A 20,130-nucleotide genomic window follows, 5' to 3' on the forward strand; every position below is an offset into this window, starting at 1 on the left:
ACAGCGAAAACCGAAGTGACCGAAGGTAAGAACATAAGTGTGACCGAGACGATCGGTGATAATGGACAAAGCATTTATGAAGTTGCAACAGCGGATGATGTTTCCTTTGATTCGGTGCAAGTCGGTAATGTGAATATTGATGGCACCACAGGCAAGATCAGCGGTGTGACTGACGGTACGGTTGCCGCAGGTTCAACTGAAGCGGTCAATGGTGGTCAGCTGAATGACAGTGTCGGCTCTACAGGCGATATCTTGGGTGGTGGTGTGACCAATGAAGGTGGTCGCCTCAACGGACCATTTACCGTGAATGACAAAGGCTATGACACGGTCGCGGATGCGATCCAAGGAGAAGCAGCAGCAGCGAAAACCGAAGTTGAAGCTGGCAAGAACATGACCGTTGAAAGCCGTACCGGTGCCGATGGACAAACCATCTATGAAGTTGCAACCGCGGATGATGTTTCCTTTGATTCGGTGCAAGTGGGTGATATCAACATTGATGGCAGCACAGGCAAAATCAGTGGCGTAGCTGATGGCACCATTGCAGCGGGTTCAACCGAAGCGATCAATGGCGGTCAATTGCATGGTGTCGCAGACAGTGTCCGAAGCGCAATTGGTGGTGAAACAGTCTTAAATCCAAACGGTTCAGTCACGACCAGCAATGTGGGGAACACAGGTGAAGGTAACATCCATGATGCAATTGATTCAGTGCGTAAAAATGCAGTGACAGCGAAAACCACGGTCACCGAAGGCGACAATATCGTTGTAACTGAGTCGACTAATGCCGATGGCAGCACCAACTATGAAGTTGCGACTGCACGTGATGTGGATTTTGATTCAGTGCAAGTGGGTGACGTCAACATTGATGGAACCACAGGTAAGATCAGTGGTGTCGCAGACGGCACGATTGCAGCAGGTTCTAAAGATGCAGTCAATGGTGGTCAACTGAATGATAGCGTTGCTTCTACAGGCGATATCTTGGGTGGTGGCGTGACTAATGAAGGCGGTAAGCTGAATGGTCCATTTACTGTTAATGACAAAGGCTATGACACAGTAGCCGATGCGATCCAAGGCGAAGCAGCGGCAGCGAAAACTGAAGTGACCGAAGGCAAGAACGTCACAGTGACTAAAACCATAGGTGCTGATGGTCAAGACATCTATAACGTAGCAACCAAAGATGACGTTGACTTTAACAATGTCACAGTACTGGATAGCAAGGGGTGCAAGCCCCTTATTTTTAATAAATTGATTAAATTGAGATTGTTATAAATGAATTTGAAATATAATTGGTCACTCTAGTTCATAATCAAAAAATCACTTATTGAGCACCTAATGAAAAATAACTTTGTACATCAGCTTCGGACATTACCAGAAATTTTTGAGGGAAGTTATTTTTGCATCCCTGATTATCAAAGAGGATATGCTTGGGATGAAAAGCAGATTGATGAATTATTGAAAGATATTGATCATCTTCTTTTAGATACTTCAGCCGTGAGGCACTATACAGGTACACTTGTTTTATCACAGATTAAAGATCAGTCTAATCAATATCATATTGTAGATGGTCAACAGCGATTAACTACGTTGGTTATTTTTTTTAAATGTATTTCTCTATTTGCTGATAAAGTGGAAAAAGAAAGCATTACCGCCAAATATCTAATACGAGGCGCTATAGGAAATGACCAATTTGTATTAAAGCTAAATATGGATACTCGGAAATTTTTTGAAAAAGTAGTAATCTGCAAATGGGTTACTTATTTGAAGAGTTAGTTCGTAAGTTTAATGAACAGGCAAATGAAGAAGCAGGGGATCACTTTACGCCTCGTGAAGTGATTGAGTTGATGGTGAATTTGATCTTTGAGGAGGATCAGAAAGAGCTGATTAAAGCAGGGGTACACCGTAGTATTTACGACCCAACGGCGGGTACGGGTGGTATGTTGTCTGAGTCTGAAAAATTTCTCAAAAAATACAATGAGAAGATTAGCCTTGATATGTATGGACAAGAATATAACCCTGAGTCATACGCCATCTGTTGTTCTGATTTGTTGATTAAAGATGAGCCAGCTGAAAACATTGTTTATGGCGATACGCTTGGTGTGAAAAATGCCAAGGAGAAAGATGGTTATGTTCCGCATGATGGTCATGCAGACAAAGACTTTCACTATATGTTCTCAAATCCTCCTTTTGGTGTGGAATGGAAAAACCAAAAAGATTTTATTGATGATGAAGAGAAGCAGGGCTTTTCAGGTCGCTTTGGTGCAGGCTTGCCACGAATCAATGATGGATCATTATTGTTCGCTCAACACATGATTTCTAAAATGAAAGCTTCACCTGAAAATGGTGGTGAAGGTTCACGTATTGCTGTGGTATTTAATGGTTCACCATTATTTACAGGTGATGCAGGCAGTGGTGAAAGTAATATCCGTCGTTGGATCATTGAAAATGATTGGCTTGAAGCGATTATCGCTTTGCCTGATCAGATGTTCTATAACACAGGTATCTATACTTATATTTGGATTATTTCGAACAAAAAATCTGAACAGCGTAAAGGTAAAGTACAGCTCATTGATGGTACTGCGCATTATCAAAAGATGGCGAAGAGCTTAGGCAATAAGCGTAATGAATTGTCTAAAGCACATATTGCTGAACTGACGAAGTTCTATTCGAAATTTAAAGATCAAGACACCAGTGCAATGATTCAAAACAATGCAGGTGAAGCGAAGGTGTGTTCGAAGATTTTTAATAATCAAGATTTTGGTTATTTGAAGCTGACTGTAGAACGTCCATTGCGTTTGAACTTTATGATTTCTGCTGAACGTATTGCCTTGTTAGATCAGCAATCTGCATTTGAAAACTTGGCAAAGAGTAAGAAAGTAAAAGATACTGCTGAAATTTCGAAGGAAGAGCAAACAGGTCGTTTACAACAGGAAGCGATTAAAAAGGTTCTTACTGAAAAAATTTCTGATCAAGTCTGGAAGAATCGTGATGCGTTCTTAAAGGTACTCGATCCAATTTTGAAAGGATTAAGCTTTAAACTTGCTGCGCCTGTGAAGAAAGCGATTTTGGAAGCATTGTCTGAACGTGACCAAACGGCTGATATGTGTAAAGACAGTAAAGGTAATATTGAGCCAGATACGCAATTGCGTGATACAGAGCTCGTTTCATTCCCTGACAATTTGACTTTACCTTTACCTGTAAATTATGACAAAGAGCCTGACTTGTCGGAGTTATTGCCATTGGTTACAGCGCATTGCGAAGCTTATTTAAAAGCGGAAGTTTTACCGCATGTGGCTGATGCGTGGGTTGATTATAGTAAAACTAAAGTGGGTTATGAGATTCCAATTAACCGTCATTTCTATGTCTATGAGCCACCACGTCCGTTAGAGGAAATTAAGTCTGAGATTGTTCAGCTTGAGAAAGAGATTATGCAGATGTTGGGAGGCTTGTCTGCATGAGCCAATTACCACGTTACGAAAGTTATAAGGATAGTGGCGTGCAATGGTTAGGGGAAATCCCTAGCCATTGGGATGTTAAACGCATGAAATTTGTAGTCGCTAATGTCGGGGATAAAATTGATGCCAAAGAATCTGATCTTAGATATTTTGGTTTAGAAAATATTGAATCATTTACAGGTAAATTGCTTGATTCAGTAGAGCTTGAAAGTGAGGGGATAGGTCATAGATTCCAAAAGGATGATGTTCTATTTGGTAAGTTAAGACCCTATTTAGCTAAAGTTTTTTTAGCTCAAGAAGAAGGTTTATCTTCTACCGAAGCTTTGGTGTTTAGATCTTCTGAGGTAATTTATCCAAAGTTTTTAAGTTATTACTGCTTATCGCAAGACTTTATTAATGAAGTTAATGGAACAACTTTTGGCTCTAAAATGCCTCGTGCAAGTTGGGATGATATTTCTTCATTTAGAATGGTTTATCCAAGTTTGGATGAACAAAAAATAATCACAGATTTTTTAGATAAACGCCTTGCCCAAGTTGATGCATTAATTACCAAGCAAGAAACTTTATTGGAAAAATTGGATGAACAGCGCGTGTCTTTGATTTCTCATGCAGTGACTAAGGGCTTAAATCCTGATGTGGAGATGAAAGAGAGTGATGTTGTACTTTTGGGTAATATTCCAAATACATGGAATGTTAAACGGCTTAAATTTCTATTATCTGAAAAATTGAAGTATGGAGCAAATGAATCAGCTGAATCAGATGATAAAGAAAATCCACGATATATACGAATCACTGATATTGATGAATCTGGAAATTTGAAGGATGAAACATTTAAATCTCTAGAGTCAGAAAAAGCACAAGAATATCTATTGGATGACTTAGATATTTTACTTGCAAGAAGTGGGGCAACCGTTGGTAAAAGTTATCTTTACAAAGCTGAATCAGTAGGTTTTGCCTGTTATGCGGGTTATTTAATTCGTGCTAGATTAGATCAAGGAAATTATAATCCTGAATTTGTTAATTATTTTCTTCAATCCAAACAATATTGGGATTGGATTAGTTCCGTTAATATCCAAGCTACGATTCAGAATGTAAGTGCTGAAAAGTATAATGATTTATTCGCACCCAAGCGGAAAAAGGAATTAAGGTTGATTTGAGTACAGAAGGCAAGAATTTTGCTGTTATTGTCGATGAAGCCCACAGTTCACAAAGTGGCGAAACTGCCATGGAATTACGTAAAATTCTAAATAAAGATGGGATTGAATCTGCAATTGCTCAAGAGTTTTTAGATGATGGCGATGAGGATGAAAGCGAATTTACGAGTTAACTAAACTTGGTGATATTCCAAATGAGCAAAAGTTGAATGAGCTTGGTCATACATTGGATCAATGGAAGTTTTACTTTGAAGCTGATTTAATTGAGTTTGCAAATATTTGGTTTAAAGATCGAAGTAAGCTAACAGGGCATGAACATAAGCAGTTGAATAGCATTATTGACCGTGCTGTTGATAAATATAAGAAAATTCATCCTGATGATCTTGTACATCAACAAGAGCAACAAAAGTTATTTAAGAGCCAATTGCAAAGCTATTTAAATTTATATCTGTTTGTCTCGCAAATTATGGACTTTACAGATTCAGAACATGAGCAACGATATGCGTATTTAAAAGCTTTACTACAAAAGTTGCCTAAAGGCTCAAAGGAAAATGAAGTTGATTTATCTAAAATTGTGGAACTTCAATTTTATCGCCTACAGAAGTTAAGTGAAAATAGTATTGATTTAGGGCATGGTGAAGCCAATGCCTTGAAAGGTTCAACGGATGTGGGAACAGGACAGGCAGAATCTACAGATAATGTATCGCATCTGATTGATGAATTGAATGAGGCATTTGGTACTGATTTTACAGTAGCAGATCAATTGTTCTTTGATCAGGTTGAGCAAGCAGCTATTGAAAATGAAGAGATAGTACAAGCGGTGAACGCAAATTCTCTAGACAGTTTTACAGAGTACTTATCAGGAAAGTTAATTGATCTGTTTCTTGTTCGACTTGCAGGAAATGAGGAAGTCTGTAATAAGGTAATGAGTACGGATGAATTGCGTAAAAAGGTTGCTAAGCGATTGGCGAAGCATATTTATACACGGACTAAAAAGAAGGCTTCAAAATAGTCATCAATCAACATTATGCTCATTAATTTCTTGGGGAAGGAAATGTCACAACAGGATTTATTTGAAACTAAATATGATCAACGCTTTCTAGATAAGTTTCTAGGAAACATGATAAAAGATCCTATCGTTGCTACTGTAGAATTAATTGCAAATGCTTATGATGCGGGAGCTAAAAATGTATATATCTCATGGCCAACCTCTAAAGATTTAGCTAATCCTAAATTTGAAATTCTTGATGATGGAAAGGGGCTGGCACTAGATGAATTTAAGAGTATTTGGAATATTTTAAACTATGATCGTATCTCTAATCAGGGTAATACCGTTTCAATATACGATACAAATGGAGAAATAATTGAGCAAAGAGAAGTGTTTGGTAAAAATGGAAAAGGTCGATTTTCAGCTTTCTGTTTCAATGATTTTTATCAAGTTGTTTCTGTAAAAGATGGTAATGAGTTTTCTGCTCAAGTTTCTAGATCCATAAATACAGATAAATCGCCATTACAAATTTCTGGTGAGGCTCATAAAAAAACTAAAAAAGAAGCAGGAATTAAAATTTCTACGCCGATTAAATATATTGAACATATAGTTGAAATTGAGGAATTAAGAAAAGAGCTAAGTGCTCGCTTTATTTCACGTCCATCTTTTAAAATTTTTGTAAATAAGGAGCAGTTAAATTTTAATGACATTCCCTCAGATTGCTTAATTAGCAAGGAAATATTTTTTAAAGAAAAAAAAGTAATTTTGAGACTTATTGATACTGATAAAGCTGATATATCTACAAAGCAAAGAGGTGTTGCATGGTGGGTTCATGGAAGATTAGTTGGTGGAATAAATTGGAGTTTTCTAAAAAACTTTGATGCTTTTGATCAACGAAAATCAGCAGCAAAAAAGTATAATTTAATTATTGAGGCAGATTGTCTACATTCTTTAAATCTAGTTTTACCTGATTGGTCAGGATTTGATGTTCAAAGTGAATTATGGTCTGAATTTGAAGATGTAATGATCCCTGCTATTAAAGATTTAATGGATGAACCCTTAGAAAAAGAATCAAAATTAAAAGCAAATAAAGTATTAGGCAAAGTTAGAAGTGAAAGTAGAGATCTCGGATCGTCTGCAAGGACAAAGCTGATTAGTTTTGTTGATGAGGTGGTAAAAGATTGTCCTAGTTTAAATGAGAGTACATTATTCCATTTAGCTAATATACTAATAAATTTAGAAAAGTCTTCAAATAAATTTAATTTATTACAAAAGTTGAGCACCTATAAAGAGCATGATTTGGATAATCTTTACTCAATTCTCAATGATTGGGGTATTGATATGGCAAAGGTGGTATTAGATGAAATACAAGGTCGTTTGAAGACTATTGCAGAATTTAAATTAAAAATGGATATCAGCGAAATAGATGAAGTACATGAACTTCAAGTTCTATTTAATAACTCATTATGGATGTTTGGTCCTCAGTTTGAAAGTATAGAATACACTTCAAATAAAGGTATGACACATGCTTTAAAACATTTGTTCAAACAACCAGATTCTAAGGGTTCTCGTAATAGACCAGATTATTTAATTTTACCTGATGGAACTGTTGGTTTTTATTCTTTACCTGCTTACAATGATGAATTTGAAGTTAATGGCGTTTCTCACCTCATTATTATTGATTTAAAAACTACAGATCTAAAATTGGGAACTAAAGAAGTTAATCAGGTTTGGAAATATGTAATTGAATTAAGAGAAAAAGGAGCTATTACTGCAAATACTGCGGTACAAGGCTTTGTTTTGGGGGATTGTATTTTGCCTTTTGAAAATGATCCAATGGAACGAGGAAATGTAAAAATTACGCCTATGCTTTATAGAGATCTGATAATACGTTCTGAAAAAAGGATGTTGGGTCTATTTAATAAAGTGAAAGAAGCTCCTTTGATTCAGGAGCATATTCAGAAAGAGCAAAGTAGATTGGAAGAAATTTATAATATGAATCCAGAACTTGCTTATTAATCCAAGTTCTAAATATAAATTCGAGGCTCTAGATGAAGGTGTTTAAAATTCTGAGTCAACCGAATTGGTTAGGTTTTCATAATACCATCAAATGCTCTTCAAATATTGTAGCTATCCCTAAGTAGAAGCTTATTTAAGAAAAAAGTAGTTTATATAGATGATTGAGCAAATTAAGAATTTATTCTAAAACAAGTCTAGCGGAGTAGACCTATTGTGAAATACCAACCGCCTTATACCATCACTTCCAAAATCATTCATCTGATTGCACAGATCAGTGAGAATATAGGGCGCTTGACCGTTTTAGAAGAAATCCAAAATAGTCTTAAGCTAAGGAAGGCTAATCGTATTCGTACCATTCAAGGCTCACTTGCGATTGAAGGAAACACTCTAAGTACCGAGCAAATCACGGCGATTCTAAATGGTAAGACCGTAATTGCACCTCCTAAAGAAGTTCAGGAAGTACGTAATGCCATTAAAGCTTATGAAGCCTTTCAGCAGTGGCAACCAAGCCAAGAAAAAGACCTATTACAAGCGCATCAAATTTTAATGACAGGCTTGATTGATGAGGTTGGTCAATATCGTCATGGTGGTGTCGGTGTGATGTCAGGTGATCGAGTGGTGCATATGGCTCCACCTGCGAATCAGATTAACCGTTTGATGGCTGATTTACTTGATTGGTTGAATGACAGCGATATACATCCACTGATTCAAAGCTCAGTCTTCCACTATGAGTTTGAATTTATTCATCCATTTGCAGATGGTAATGGTCGAATGGGAAGGCTATGGCAAACTTTAATATTAAGCAGATGGAATCCAATCTTTGCTAATATTCCAGTTGAGAGTTTGATTCATCAAAATCAAAAAGCCTACTATGAGGCTTTGCAAACAAGTACCGATCGTACTGATTCAGCACCATTTATTGAATATATTTTGCAGATGATCTTAGATGCAATCCTGAGTTCAAATGATACCGCTCAAGATAGCGATCATGTTACCGCTCAAGCTGGCGTACAAGTGAGCGATCAAGTACAACGTTTGGTTTCGGCAATGAAGCAAGAAGACTACACTTTGGCTGAGTTGATGCAATTGGTCGGATTAACCCATCGAGCAACGTTCCAAAAGAATTACTTGAATCCTGCAATAGAAGCGGATTTGATTGAACGTACAATTCCAGATAAACCGAAGAGTCCGAAGCAAAAGTATAGATTGAGTGTATAAAACTAAGTGGCGTCATAGATAGACAATCGGTGGCTCAATACCAAAAGCCACTGGATTACCAACTATGCCTATATAACTCTAAATCTGCTACAATTATGCCAATTTTGAATTCCCACTTTTTTCAGTTTTGGTACATATTTAGAAATGTGTACATAACTGTGTACATATTGTAGATTTTTCTCATGTTTAAAGATGAATTAGCTAAGCAGGTAAAGGTTCGCAGAACCTTTGCCATCATTTCCCACCCGGATGCGGGTAAGACCACCATGACAGAAAAACTGTTGTTATGGGGTAAGGCGATTCAGGTTGCAGGGATGGTCAAAAGCCGTAAGTCTGACCGTTCAGCAACGTCAGACTGGATGGAAATGGAAAAAGAACGTGGCATCTCGATTACCACATCGGTGATGCAGTTCCCTTATAAAAAGCACACCATTAACTTACTCGATACCCCGGGACATGAAGATTTCTCGGAAGATACCTACCGGACTTTAACCGCAGTGGATTCTGCATTGATGGTGATTGATGGTGCAAAGGGTGTCGAAGAACGTACCATTAAATTAATGGAAGTGTGTCGTATGCGCGACACGCCAATCATTTCATTCGTCAACAAAATGGACCGTGAAATTCGCGAACCTTTAGAGTTACTTGACGAAATCGAAAATGTCTTGAATATCCGTTGTGTGCCAATTACATGGCCTTTGGGTATGGGACGTGATTTTGCTGGCGTCTATAACCTGCTTGAAAACAAACTTTATGTCTATAAAGCAGGTTTTGGTTCAACCATTACTGATATCGAAGTGCGTGATGGTTATGACTATGCTGATATTCGTGAAAAAGTAGGCGAGTTGGCGTGGGCATCCTTTGAGGAATCACTTGAATTGGTACAAATGGCCAATGAGCCACTCGACCGTGAGTTATTCTTGCAAGGTAAACAAACTCCAGTCTTATTCGGTACTGCATTAGGTAACTTTGCAGTGGATCATGTCTTGGATACCTTTATTAATTGGGCGCCCGAGCCGAAGGCACATCCAACGCAAGAACGGATTGTGGATGCCAATGAAGAAGGTTTCACAGGTTTTGTCTTCAAGATTCAAGCCAATATGGATCCAAAGCATCGTGACCGTATTGCCTTTATGCGTATTTGCTCAGGTAAATATGAAAAAGGCTTGAAAATGAATCATGTGCGTATCGGTAAAGATGTGCGTATTAGTGATGCATTAACGTTCCTTGCGGGTGAGCGTGAGCATCTGGAAGAGGCTTGGCCGGGTGATATCATTGGTTTGCATAACCATGGCACCATTCAGATTGGAGATACCTTTACCAGCGGTGAAGATCTACATTTCACTGGGATTCCACACTTTGCGCCAGAAATGTTCCGCCGTGTCCGCTTAAAAGATCCTTTGAAATCCAAGCAGTTGCAAAAAGGTCTGAAAGAGTTATCTGAAGAGGGTGCAACCCAAGTGTTCATGCCACAAATCAGTAATGATCTGATTGTCGGTGCTGTCGGCGTGTTACAGTTTGATGTGGTCGCTTATCGCTTAAAAGAAGAATATAAAGTGGATTGTATTTATGAGCCTGTCAGTGTGCATACCGTTCGTTGGGTGCATTGTGATGACGAAAAGATCCTGAATGAGTTTAAGAAAAAGGCACATGATCAACTTTCAGTTGATGGCGGCGGCCACTTAACTTATCTTGCACCAAGTCGCGTAAACTTGCAGTTGATGCAAGAACGCTGGCCAGACATTCAGTTCCGTAACACACGAGAACACTAAGATAGACAAAAACAGCTTCTAATTAGAGGCTGTTTTTAATTGAATAACCAGAAAATAAAGGATGATGTGATGAACACTTTAAAACCACTTTTTGCTGTCAGTATATTGATTGGAATGATGGCTTTAACCGCATGTGATCATCCTAAGAAAAATGAGACTGATGCCGCTCAAAGTAAAGAACAAGTAGCAGTCACTGCCGAAAAAGCCGAAGTTCTCCCTTATCTAAATATGAAAGAAGCCAAGGCGGATTATGCCTTGCCATTTTGTGAAAAGAAAAATTGTATTGATGTCGACATTCAAAGCATCAAGACACAAGATGATTGGCTCAATGCATGGATTGCGAAAAATCAGGCCAACGTGATTCAACAGCAGATTGAGTTGAATAAAAATCTAACCTTGCAACAGGCCATCAATGCCTATGTGAAAAAGTCAGATGAGTGGCAAGATAAATATTCTAAAAACAAAGCCTATGAACTGCATCTAACCACACGTATTGCCTCGCAACGAAATCAATATGTATTGTTGCAAGTGGGTGTGGATACACAACAAGAAGATATTGCGGTGAAAGATCGCTTCTACTTTTTTGTGGCGGATCGTAAGCTGCAAAAAAGTGTCAGTGTTTTGGATGTGATCCAGAAGAATCAGCAAAATGCATTGAACGAGATTATTCAGGCGCATTATCAAACATGGGTAGACAAGCAATCGGCAGAAGTCAAAAAGCAAGTGCCGAAAAAATTGTATTGGGGACAAGCGGATTGGTTCTTTGATGGAGAAGGAATTGGAGTGCATTATCGTGCCAATGAAATCAGCAAAGATGCACCACAACTAGATATTTATTTGACTACGGAACAAAGCAAACAAATGCTACAAGCTGAAATATACCAGCAAATGTTCTAATCGGATTGAGTACAAGATTTTTGAGATTCGTATAGAAATTGCATGCACTGCTAGCGGTTTTGTATGAAGTTCGATAGCATTTAAAAATCTTGTGTAATAACAATGCTGATAGGGTTTAAATGAAAACAATTGCTAAATACAGCGTGCTTGCTTGTGCAATTCTACTTGCTGCTTGCCAACCGAAATCAGAGCCGAAAGAATCACAGGATAAACCGACAGATCCGCCAGCGGCACAGCAAACTGCCGAGCCGATTTTGCGTGGTGAAACGGTGAAGCTACAGGTGACTTTACCTGAGTGTAAAGGCAATACCTGCCCAGATTTTACCGTTGAACGATTACAAAGTAATTTCCCGTTTATTGACCAGTTACTGGATCAGCAGATTCTCGATCAACTGAGTAAAATGCTCGATGTCGTTGATGCCGATGCTTCAGCAGCATCTGCACCAAAAACGACTGAGCAAAAAAACGGTTTAGATGCTCAGGCACAAGCCTATGCCAATGCCTTTGTTAAAATCGATGATGAGTTAAAAGCACTCAGTAGTAGTCATCAGATCAGCTTGATGGTTAAGCCAAAGATTTTACAACCGAAAGGTCAACTGGCAACTGTAGTGTTGAATAGCAGCAGTTATTTGGGGGGAGCGCATGGTTCAACCTCACAACGTTACTATAACTTTGATTTAGCGAACCAAAAACAGATTCAATTGCACGACCTATTATTGCCGAAGCAAAAAGCAACTTTAGACAAACTGGCACATGAAGCCTTTAAAGTGTGGATTGTCGATTCAAAACTCGCCACTGATCCAAAAGAATATGAACAGGCTTGGCCATTCCAAGTCACCGATAATTTCTTATTGGGTGAACAGGGTTTAATTCTGCAATATGGCGAATATGAGATTGGTCCTTATGTCGTCGGTTTACCGCGATTAGTGATTCCATTTAGTGAATTGCAGGGTGTTTTAAAACCTGAATATTTACCAAAAATTGATACGCCTGCAGCATCTACGCCTGCTGCAAGTACGCCAAGTCAAAGTTAATGCAACTGTTCGATACCCATACCCATTTTGATGTTGCCGATTTTGAGCATGATCGGCAACATCTGGCTGAACAAGCAAAACAGGTTGGGGTCGATGCTTTGGTATTAATCGGTTTTGTTGAATCACGATTCGATGAACTGATCCACACCCATCAACAATTATACGCTTGGGACAAGGTGCCGACTTCTTATCTGGCACCTGGCTTACATCCATTTTATATCGAACAACATCAGCCAGAACATTTACAGCGGCTTGAGCAAGTCCTACAGCAGCATGACTGTGTGGCTGTAGGTGAAATCGGTTTAGATACTTTTTTAAAACAGCATAAACAGCCCGAACTTTTTGCCAAGCAACAACATTATTTTATTGAGCAACTTGTATTGGCAACACAGTATCAAAAGCCCGTGTTATTGCATATCCGTAAAGCACATGCAGAAACGATTGCCATTTTAAAAACACAAAAATTCAAATTGGGTGGCATTGCTCACGCGTTTAGTGGTGGAGTCGAAGAAGCCAAAGCCTTGGTTAAACTGGGCTTTAAAATCGGGGTGACAGGACAAATCACCAATCCGAATGCCAAGAAACTGCATCAAGTGGTACAGGCGATAGGCAGTGAACATTTGGTGATTGAAACCGATTGTCCAGATATGACGCCGTTGTGTTGCCAAACTTCGACCGAGCATCGCACCCGTAATACCCCAGTCAACCTACCTTATGTTCTGGAGAGTTTGGCTCATACCCTTGACCAGCCTGAGTTGCAGCTGGCTGCACAACTTTGGCAAAATTCATTGGCTGCGTTGCGACTTAAATTTTAAGAGAATAAGCAAATAATCTCGTTAAAAATAAGATACTAAAAGGGAACACATGCTTTTCTAAACAGGGGTACATTAAAAGAACAATTTGATAATAAACACATCAGCCAATACTGGGAGGGTAACCTTATGGCCAGATATAGCAAAATCAATAGTTTCAATGCATTACAAACACTCAGCGTCGGTTCGACATCCTATCAAATCTATAGTTTAGCGCGAGCAGCTGAAACACTTGGTAATATTGATAAATTGCCAAAGTCTTTAAAGGTTTTGCTAGAAAATTTACTCCGTTTCGAAGATCAAAAAAGTGTAAAAGTGGAGCATATTCAGGCCTTGGTTGATTGGCAGAAAACCAAAAGTTCTGATCAGGAAATTCAGTATCGCCCTGCACGGGTGTTAATGCAGGATTTCACGGGTGTTCCTGCAGTGGTTGATCTGGCTGCGATGCGTGCCGCCATGTCTCAAGCAGGCGGTGATCCTAACCTCATCAATCCTTTGTCACCCGTCGATTTGGTGATTGACCATTCGGTGATGGTCGATCATTTTGCCGATGAAAATGCCTTTGCCGAGAACGTTGAAATTGAAATGCAACGGAATGGTGAGCGTTATCAATTCCTTCGTTGGGGACAATCTGCATTTAATAATTTTAGTGTGGTGCCACCTGGGACCGGGATTTGCCACCAAGTCAATTTAGAATATTTAGCGCAAGCTGTCTGGTTAGGTGATGATGAAGGTCAGGTTTTTGCCTTTCCAGATACCTTAGTTGGAACAGATTCACATACCACCATGATCAATGGACTGGGGGTTTTAGGTTGGGGTGTAGGGGGGATTGAAGCCGAAGCAGCCATGCTCGGGCAACCTGTATCAATGTTGATTCCTGAGGTGATCGGATTCAAACTCACAGGTAAGTTGAATGAAGGGATTACTGCGACCGATTTGGTTTTGACCATTACCCAAATGCTGCGCCAAAAAGGCGTGGTGGGTAAATTCGTTGAGTTTTATGGCGATGGTTTGGCTGATTTACCATTGGCTGATCGTGCGACCATTGCCAATATGGCACCTGAATATGGTGCAACCTGTGGTTTCTTCCCGATTGATGAGGTGACATTGGGGTATTTAGCCCTAACTGGCCGCAAACAAGACCGTATTGATTTGGTCGAAGTTTATAGTAAAGAACAAGGCTTATGGCGTCATGCAGGCGATGAGCCAGTTTTTACCGATACGCTCAGCTTGGATATGAGCACGGTACAAGCCAGTCTGGCAGGACCAAAGCGTCCACAAGATCGGGTTTTGTTGGGCGATGTTCCGAAAACATTTAATGCGTTGATGGAGCTTAATTTAAAACCAGCGAAAGAAGCCAAAGAACGTTTAGAGAATGAAGGTGGCGGCGGTACGGCTGTCGAAGCCAAGAAAGCGAATTTAGCGCATGAAGAACCCTCTTGCACCATTGAAGGTAAATCTTATCCATTGAATCATGGCGATGTGGTGATTTCCGCGATTACCTCATGTACCAATACCTCGAATCCAAGTGTGATGTTGGCGGCGGGGTTGCTGGCTAAAAAAGCCATTGAAAAAGGCCTGCAACGTAAACCATGGGTGAAAAGTTCACTGGCCCCGGGTTCTAAAGTGGTCACTGATTATTTAGCGGCTGCAGGTGTAACGCCGTACTTGGATGAGTTGGGTTATAACTTGGTTGGTTATGGCTGTACCACCTGTATTGGTAACTCAGGGCCTTTACCTGAACCCATCGAAGAAGCGATTCAATGCCATGACTTAAATGTTGCTTCTGTGCTTTCAGGTAACCGTAACTTTGAGGGACGTGTCCATCCATTGGTAAAAACCAACTGGTTGGCGTCTCCACCTTTGGTCGTGGCTTATGGTTTAGCGGGGAATATCCGGACTGATTTAACCACGCAACCGATTGGGCAAGGCAAAGATGGACAAGATGTTTATTTGAAAGATATTTGGCCAAGTCAGTTTGAAATTGATCAAGTACTGCAAAAAGTGAATACTGACATGTTCCATAAAGAATATGCAGCAGTGTTTGATGGGGATGCAACTTGGCAGGCGATTCAGATTCCACAAAGCCAAACTTATGCGTGGCAGGATAATTCGACTTATATTCGCCATCCACCATTTTTTGAAGAAATTAATCAGCCTCCGAAGGCCATTAGCAATATTGAACAAGCACGAATCTTGGCGGTATTGGGCGACTCGGTCACCACCGATCATATCTCTCCAGCAGGGAATATCAAGAAAGATAGCCCAGCAGGACGTTATTTACAGCAGCAGGGGGTTGAACCGAAAGATTTCAACTCCTACGGTTCTCGACGTGGTAATCATGAAGTGATGATGCGCGGGACTTTTGCCAATATCCGCATCAAGAATGAAATGCTGGGTGGTGAAGAAGGTGGAAATACCATTTTCATTCCAACAGGTGAAAAGCAGGCCATCTATGATGCATCAATGTTGTACCAGCAACAGAAAACACCGTTGCTGATTATTGCAGGTAAGGAATATGGCACAGGTTCGTCACGAGATTGGGCTGCAAAAGGGACTAATCTCTTAGGCGTTAAAGCGGTCATTGCTGAAAGTTTTGAACGGATACACCGTTCTAATTTAGTAGGCATGGGCGTATTGCCCTTACAGTTTGTGGATGGGCAAACCCGTCAATCCTTGAACCTCACTGGCCGTGAAGTATTGTCGATTCATGGATTATCTGATGATATCCAACCGCATCAAACGCTGGATATTCAGGTACAGCGAGAAGATGGCAGTCAAGATCAGTTCAAAGTGTTATGCCGCATTGATACCTTGAATGAGGTAGAATACTTTAAAGCAGGCGGTATCTTGCATTATGTATTACGCAATCTGATTGCTGCATAACGAAACACACACTTAAATCAAAGATGAAAGCTGGTCTTTCATCTTTTTTTGTTTGAATTTCAAGCATTCAGCGTTAAGGTATTCAGGCTCGGTTAAATTGGATAAAGGTTTTGAATCAGTTACCACGCTATGTTTATTATCTCTTGGCTGCGCAGGCATTTAATTTAATTGCCGCTGTTCTGTCTGTTACTGTGGCTGCAATTGTGGGGTTAAAGTTAGCGCCAACACAGGCTTTGGCTACGGTTCCTTATGGTTTGCAGTTTTTAGCGATGTTACTGACCACCTTTATTTTTTCTTTTTTAATGAAAAAGCTCGGACGGCATTTGGTTTTCCAGTTTGGTTGCGTCTGCCTGTTCTTGGCAGGTGTTCTCGGTTATTTGGCTCTACAGCAGCAACAGTTTTATCTATTATGTCTGAGTCATTTTTCACTGGGTTTATTCATTTCCACCGCTAATTTTTATCGTTTTGCTGCCTCTGATCGGCTGGCCGCTGATTTAATTCCAAAAGCCACCGCGATGGTCATTTCGGGTGGTGTGGTTGCTGCGGTTATTGCACCGATGTTGGCAATCCAATTTCAACAGGTGCAAGGGTTACCTGATTTTACTGCGATCTATTTCATTTTTAGTGTCTTGGCCTTGCTGCTTTCTCCGATCTTGTATCTATGGAACAGAAAATTCCAACGCCAGCAGATACAGCAAGTGCTGATTGAACCAACTCAACGGAGCAAACTGCCAAGCACTTTAATTATTGCTGCGGTGATCAGCGGTGCATTTGCCTACTATATTATGAATGTGATGATGATTATGTCCTCCTTGCATCTCAAGGAGCATCACTCATTTCATTATGCTTCGATCTCGATTCAGCTACATGTATTGGCGATGTTTATCCCGTCCTTCTTTGTCTCTAAACTGATTCAACGCTGGGGAATGCATACTACAATTTATGTTGGTTTTGCTTTGCTGATGTTATCGTCTTTAATTCCAATGTTTGGACAGGTCGGCATCTATATTAATGCTGCCTTGATCGTTTTGGGTGTGGGTTGGAATTTTGCTTATTCAGGTGCATCAACCTTGTTAGCAGGTCTTAACGAGCAGCAAAAACATCGTGTCCAAGGCATTAATGAAACAGGAATTGCCTTATTTGCGACCTTAGGGGCATTTTTACCTGCACCGATTTTGAGTAGCCTGGGATGGATTAATGCAAACCTATTGGCTTTGTGCATGAGCCTGATGGTTTTTATCTTGTTGGTGATTTTAATTCGTCGAGATCAACCATCAAGTAAAGTTTCACTGAGCTAACCTAAAACCAGTTAAACACGTTAAAATACAGCTTTAATCGAAAGCTATAGACCGCCCTGTTATGACTGATGTTCCTGTAAATGATGAATATGAGCGCCGTTTTGCTGGTGTTGCCAAAATTTATGGAGAAAATGCGTTTGCACATTATGAGCAAAGCCATGTCATGGTGATTGGGATTGGTGGTGTTGGCAGTTGGGCGGTTGAGGCACTGGCACGTACCGGGATTGGTGAATTGACTTTGGTCGATATGGATGTGGTAGCAGCATCAAATATTAACCGTCAATTGCCAGCGATGAGTTCGACATTAGGTCAAGAAAAAATCGAAGTGATGGCGGAACGTTGTCGCCAGATCAATCCACGCATGAAAGTGAATGTGATTGATGACTATCTGACGCCTGATAATGTCAAAGAAATTTTAAATCCAGTTCCAAGTATCGTTTTAGATTGTATTGACGATGTCAAAGCCAAACTTGCCTTGATGCTGCATTGCCGTTTTAACAAAGTCCCGCTGATTGTTTCGGGTGGAGCAGGAGGTAAACTCGACCCGTTGAAGATTCGGGTGGCAGATTTGTCCAAAACCGAACAAGATCCAATGTTGGCAAAGTTACGTACTCAACTGCGCTCTATGGGTATTTGCAAAAAGCCCAAAGAGAAATTTGGCATTACTTGCGTGTATTCGATTGATAACCCATTTTCCAGCGCGGATGTTTGCCCAAGTGCGGGTCTACGCTGCGGGGGATATGGTTCGGCGGTGGTGGTGACTTCAAGCTTTGCCATGGTGGCGGTGGCTGAAGTCTTAAAGAAACTGGATAAAAAATCAGGGCTGAAATGATTGCCCCAATAAATTAAGCCTGTGGATATTGCGGCGTTAAACGGTAATAGGTATAGGTGACATTTGGGTCTTTATAGACGTCATAACTGGTCTGCTTAAAATCTGAAACCCATTGTGAACCGGTAAAGCCAGCAATATGCCCGTAACGGTGTTTTTTAGTACGGTGGATAATATAGATATCGCCAGGCTGTGGATTGTTAAACGCGGGTGTAATTTGCTGATAACCAATCTGTTGTAGAGTGCGGCCCCAGTCTGACGCAGCCACTGGATGCTTAACAATATTGGCACCTGCAGATTGTAGGGCGATTCTGACAAATTTAGCGCACTGTGATGAACTACGATAAGAGGCACGCTTTGCCAATTTCTGAGAGAATTTATCAACATCAATTGCTGGCACTGATGCAGGCTTCGGCATTTCTCGATAAGGAATAACCACCTGTTGCGAGGGTGGGTGAATCATACTGTGATCAACTGAAGGTACATCATAAATCATTGTGCATCTCTACCGCATTTTCAAAACAACTGAACGTGTGCCAGAATTTATTACGGCGCCCATAGTAAGCGATAAATCTTAAAAAAACTGAAATGTAACGTAATAATATAACATTTGAGCTGTTGTACAGATCACTTAGCTGAATTGCTATTTAAGAATCTTTTTCATTATCAGTAAGTTGTTGGTTGATTAGTTTAGATAAAATGATTTGTAAGATTATATTTCATTTTTGATTAAAAAATAGACATGTTGGTGTGGGCTATTAGATCTGCTTTGATACTTGATGTTTATCTAAGTTTTTGTTTAATATCATTATATTGAGTAAAGCGGTGAAAGTGTTTTGTTCGGAAAAATCTTCTGATCTCGATCAGATCGTGCAACTTATTCAGCCATGTATCAAAGTTTTTGTTTTGGATACAAGCGTTTTTAAAATATTCAGTTCAATATTGCGACGCTTGATTGTGAACACTTCAATATAAATCACCTTATTTTTAATAAAAAACAGGGCCATTAAGTCGTATTGTTTTTTGCACGAGATCTATAAATATCCCTTTAGCTAACATGAGTATCGCAGCACTTGCTTTGGTCGCATGCCTGAACGTATAGTGATGCGCCGCGTAGTATTGAACCTGCAATGAATTTTAAATATTGAGTTTGAGGGAAATTGGATATGAAAAAGACATTGCTGACTTCCTTTGTTTTTGCCAGTATCAGTTTGGGATGTTCACAGTCGAATGAGGCAAAAAATCAAAGTAATGCGCAAGCACAAACACCAGATCTACACTCAAATAAGCAACATTCAGTCAATCATCCTGAGCTTAAGGCATGGGTCGGGCATTATTCGGGCGTAGTTCCATGTGCGACATGCGTGACAAGTTGTGATGGCTGTTTGGGTACAGGAATTGATCTTAAAATCAACGCAGATCAAACTTTTGTATTGGAACAAAGCAATAATAATGATAATCGCCCAGCTAAAATTTATGCAGGACAATTTAAGTTTCTGGATAACGATCAGTTAAAGATTCAGCTACAAGGTGTTCCCACTCGGAATATGATTATGTTAGGTGATGAACAGATTGAAATCATTGATACAAAAACGCAGATGCCTTTTGATTCTTATGAAGAGTTTCAGTTAGCTAAAAAAGCTTAAATCAACTTCGGTTGTTTCTGTAAGATAAAATTGTGAAACCGTGCTTGAGCATAACGGTTAACGCGATTTGTTAAGCTCAAGGGGGATGAGAAGTTTGGATTTATAGCAAGTTCAATGCTGATGCAACA

At 39.9% G+C, this 20,130-nt stretch carries 15 protein-coding genes and 2 pseudogenes; 16 read left to right on the top strand and 1 reads right to left on the bottom strand.

The features are described from left to right. The 15 genes and pseudogenes from MN869_RS15475 to MN869_RS15545 all read left to right on the top strand — a co-directional run. Window positions 1-1,266: pseudogene (locus MN869_RS15475) on the top strand (hypothetical protein); the annotation flags it as partial. A gap of 63 nt (window positions 1,267-1,329) precedes the next feature. Continuing rightward, a pseudogene (locus MN869_RS15480) lies at window positions 1,330-1,737 on the top strand (DUF262 domain-containing protein); the annotation flags it as partial. A gap of 5 nt (window positions 1,738-1,742) precedes the next feature. After that, complete coding sequence (locus MN869_RS15485; protein WP_243308569.1) at window positions 1,743-3,452, top strand: N-6 DNA methylase; 1,710 nt, start codon at window positions 1,743-1,745, stop codon at window positions 3,450-3,452. Continuing rightward, window positions 3,449-4,606, top strand: coding sequence for a restriction endonuclease subunit S (locus tag MN869_RS15490; protein ID WP_243308571.1), 1,158 nt, complete (start codon window positions 3,449-3,451; stop codon window positions 4,604-4,606). Before MN869_RS15485 ends, MN869_RS15490 begins: the two co-directional genes overlap by 4 nt. Further along, complete coding sequence (locus MN869_RS15495; RefSeq protein WP_243308572.1) at window positions 4,603-4,776, top strand: hypothetical protein; 174 nt, start codon at window positions 4,603-4,605, stop codon at window positions 4,774-4,776. The genes MN869_RS15490 and MN869_RS15495 overlap by 4 nt, the downstream gene beginning before the upstream one ends. Before the next feature lie 32 nt (window positions 4,777-4,808). After that, window positions 4,809-5,615, top strand: coding sequence for a hypothetical protein (locus MN869_RS15500; RefSeq protein ID WP_243308574.1), 807 nt, complete (start codon window positions 4,809-4,811; stop codon window positions 5,613-5,615). Between the two features lie 42 nt (window positions 5,616-5,657). Beyond that, window positions 5,658-7,610, top strand: a complete 1,953-nt coding sequence (locus MN869_RS15505; protein ID WP_243308575.1) for an ATP-binding protein — start codon at window positions 5,658-5,660, stop codon at window positions 7,608-7,610. 213 nt (window positions 7,611-7,823) lie between these two features. Further along, on the top strand, window positions 7,824-8,828 hold the full coding sequence (locus MN869_RS15510; RefSeq protein ID WP_049175456.1) for a Fic family protein: 1,005 nt from the start codon (window positions 7,824-7,826) through the stop codon (window positions 8,826-8,828). A 182-nt stretch (window positions 8,829-9,010) separates the two neighbouring features. Beyond that, window positions 9,011-10,600 (top strand): peptide chain release factor 3, encoded by a 1,590-nt coding sequence (locus MN869_RS15515; protein ID WP_243308576.1) that lies wholly within the window; start codon window positions 9,011-9,013, stop codon window positions 10,598-10,600. 69 nt (window positions 10,601-10,669) lie between these two features. Beyond that, the gene (locus MN869_RS15520) at window positions 10,670-11,497 is read left to right on the top strand and encodes a hypothetical protein (RefSeq protein WP_243308577.1); all 828 of its coding nucleotides are present in this window, start codon (window positions 10,670-10,672) and stop codon (window positions 11,495-11,497) included. Window positions 11,498-11,616: 119 nt separating this feature from the next. Then, window positions 11,617-12,531, top strand: coding sequence for an RsiV family protein (locus tag MN869_RS15525; RefSeq protein WP_243308580.1), 915 nt, complete (start codon window positions 11,617-11,619; stop codon window positions 12,529-12,531). Then, entirely contained in the window at window positions 12,531-13,346 is an 816-nt protein-coding gene (locus MN869_RS15530) for a TatD family hydrolase (RefSeq protein WP_243308582.1), read from the top strand. The genes MN869_RS15525 and MN869_RS15530 overlap by 1 nt, the downstream gene beginning before the upstream one ends. Before the next feature lie 126 nt (window positions 13,347-13,472). Then, window positions 13,473-16,229: an aconitate hydratase AcnA gene (acnA, locus tag MN869_RS15535; protein WP_243308584.1), complete on the top strand. Its 2,757-nt coding sequence runs from the start codon at window positions 13,473-13,475 to the stop codon at window positions 16,227-16,229. A gap of 110 nt (window positions 16,230-16,339) precedes the next feature. Beyond that, window positions 16,340-17,527: an MFS transporter gene (locus MN869_RS15540; protein ID WP_243308586.1), complete on the top strand. Its 1,188-nt coding sequence runs from the start codon at window positions 16,340-16,342 to the stop codon at window positions 17,525-17,527. Window positions 17,528-17,588: 61 nt separating this feature from the next. After that, window positions 17,589-18,359 carry a tRNA threonylcarbamoyladenosine dehydratase gene (locus MN869_RS15545; protein WP_243308589.1) on the top strand — a complete coding sequence of 257 codons (771 nt, stop codon included), beginning with the start codon at window positions 17,589-17,591 and terminating at the stop codon, window positions 18,357-18,359. A 13-nt stretch (window positions 18,360-18,372) separates the two neighbouring features. Here MN869_RS15545 and MN869_RS15550 read toward each other — a convergent pair whose 3' ends face one another. Continuing rightward, window positions 18,373-18,852 (bottom strand): CHAP domain-containing protein, encoded by a 480-nt coding sequence (locus tag MN869_RS15550; protein ID WP_243308591.1) that lies wholly within the window; start codon window positions 18,850-18,852, stop codon window positions 18,373-18,375. A 670-nt stretch (window positions 18,853-19,522) separates the two neighbouring features. Here MN869_RS15550 and MN869_RS15555 point away from each other — a divergent pair. Next, a complete protein-coding gene (locus tag MN869_RS15555) occupies window positions 19,523-20,002 on the top strand; it encodes a copper resistance protein NlpE N-terminal domain-containing protein (protein ID WP_171553418.1) in 480 nt (159 codons plus the stop codon). The last annotated feature ends 128 nt before the right edge of the window (window positions 20,003-20,130 follow it).

The organism is Acinetobacter sp. NIPH1876 (assembly GCF_022808535.1).
Classification (GTDB): domain Bacteria; phylum Pseudomonadota; class Gammaproteobacteria; order Pseudomonadales; family Moraxellaceae; genus Acinetobacter; species Acinetobacter higginsii.

Coding starts and splice junctions, on each gene's coding strand:
- MN869_RS15545 (WP_243308589.1), top strand. CDS start 17,589: ATGACTGATGTTCCTGTAAATGATGAATATGAGCGCCGTTTTGCTGGT.
- acnA (WP_243308584.1), top strand. CDS start 13,473: ATGGCCAGATATAGCAAAATCAATAGTTTCAATGCATTACAAACACTC.
- MN869_RS15520 (WP_243308577.1), top strand. CDS start 10,670: ATGAACACTTTAAAACCACTTTTTGCTGTCAGTATATTGATTGGAATG.
- MN869_RS15530 (WP_243308582.1), top strand. CDS start 12,531: ATGCAACTGTTCGATACCCATACCCATTTTGATGTTGCCGATTTTGAG.
- MN869_RS15490 (WP_243308571.1), top strand. CDS start 3,449: ATGAGCCAATTACCACGTTACGAAAGTTATAAGGATAGTGGCGTGCAA.
- MN869_RS15555 (WP_171553418.1), top strand. CDS start 19,523: ATGAAAAAGACATTGCTGACTTCCTTTGTTTTTGCCAGTATCAGTTTG.
- MN869_RS15525 (WP_243308580.1), top strand. CDS start 11,617: ATGAAAACAATTGCTAAATACAGCGTGCTTGCTTGTGCAATTCTACTT.
- MN869_RS15550 (WP_243308591.1), bottom strand. CDS start 18,852: ATGATTTATGATGTACCTTCAGTTGATCACAGTATGATTCACCCACCC.
- MN869_RS15505 (WP_243308575.1), top strand. CDS start 5,658: ATGTCACAACAGGATTTATTTGAAACTAAATATGATCAACGCTTTCTA.
- MN869_RS15485 (WP_243308569.1), top strand. CDS start 1,743: ATGGGTTACTTATTTGAAGAGTTAGTTCGTAAGTTTAATGAACAGGCA.
- MN869_RS15515 (WP_243308576.1), top strand. CDS start 9,011: ATGTTTAAAGATGAATTAGCTAAGCAGGTAAAGGTTCGCAGAACCTTT.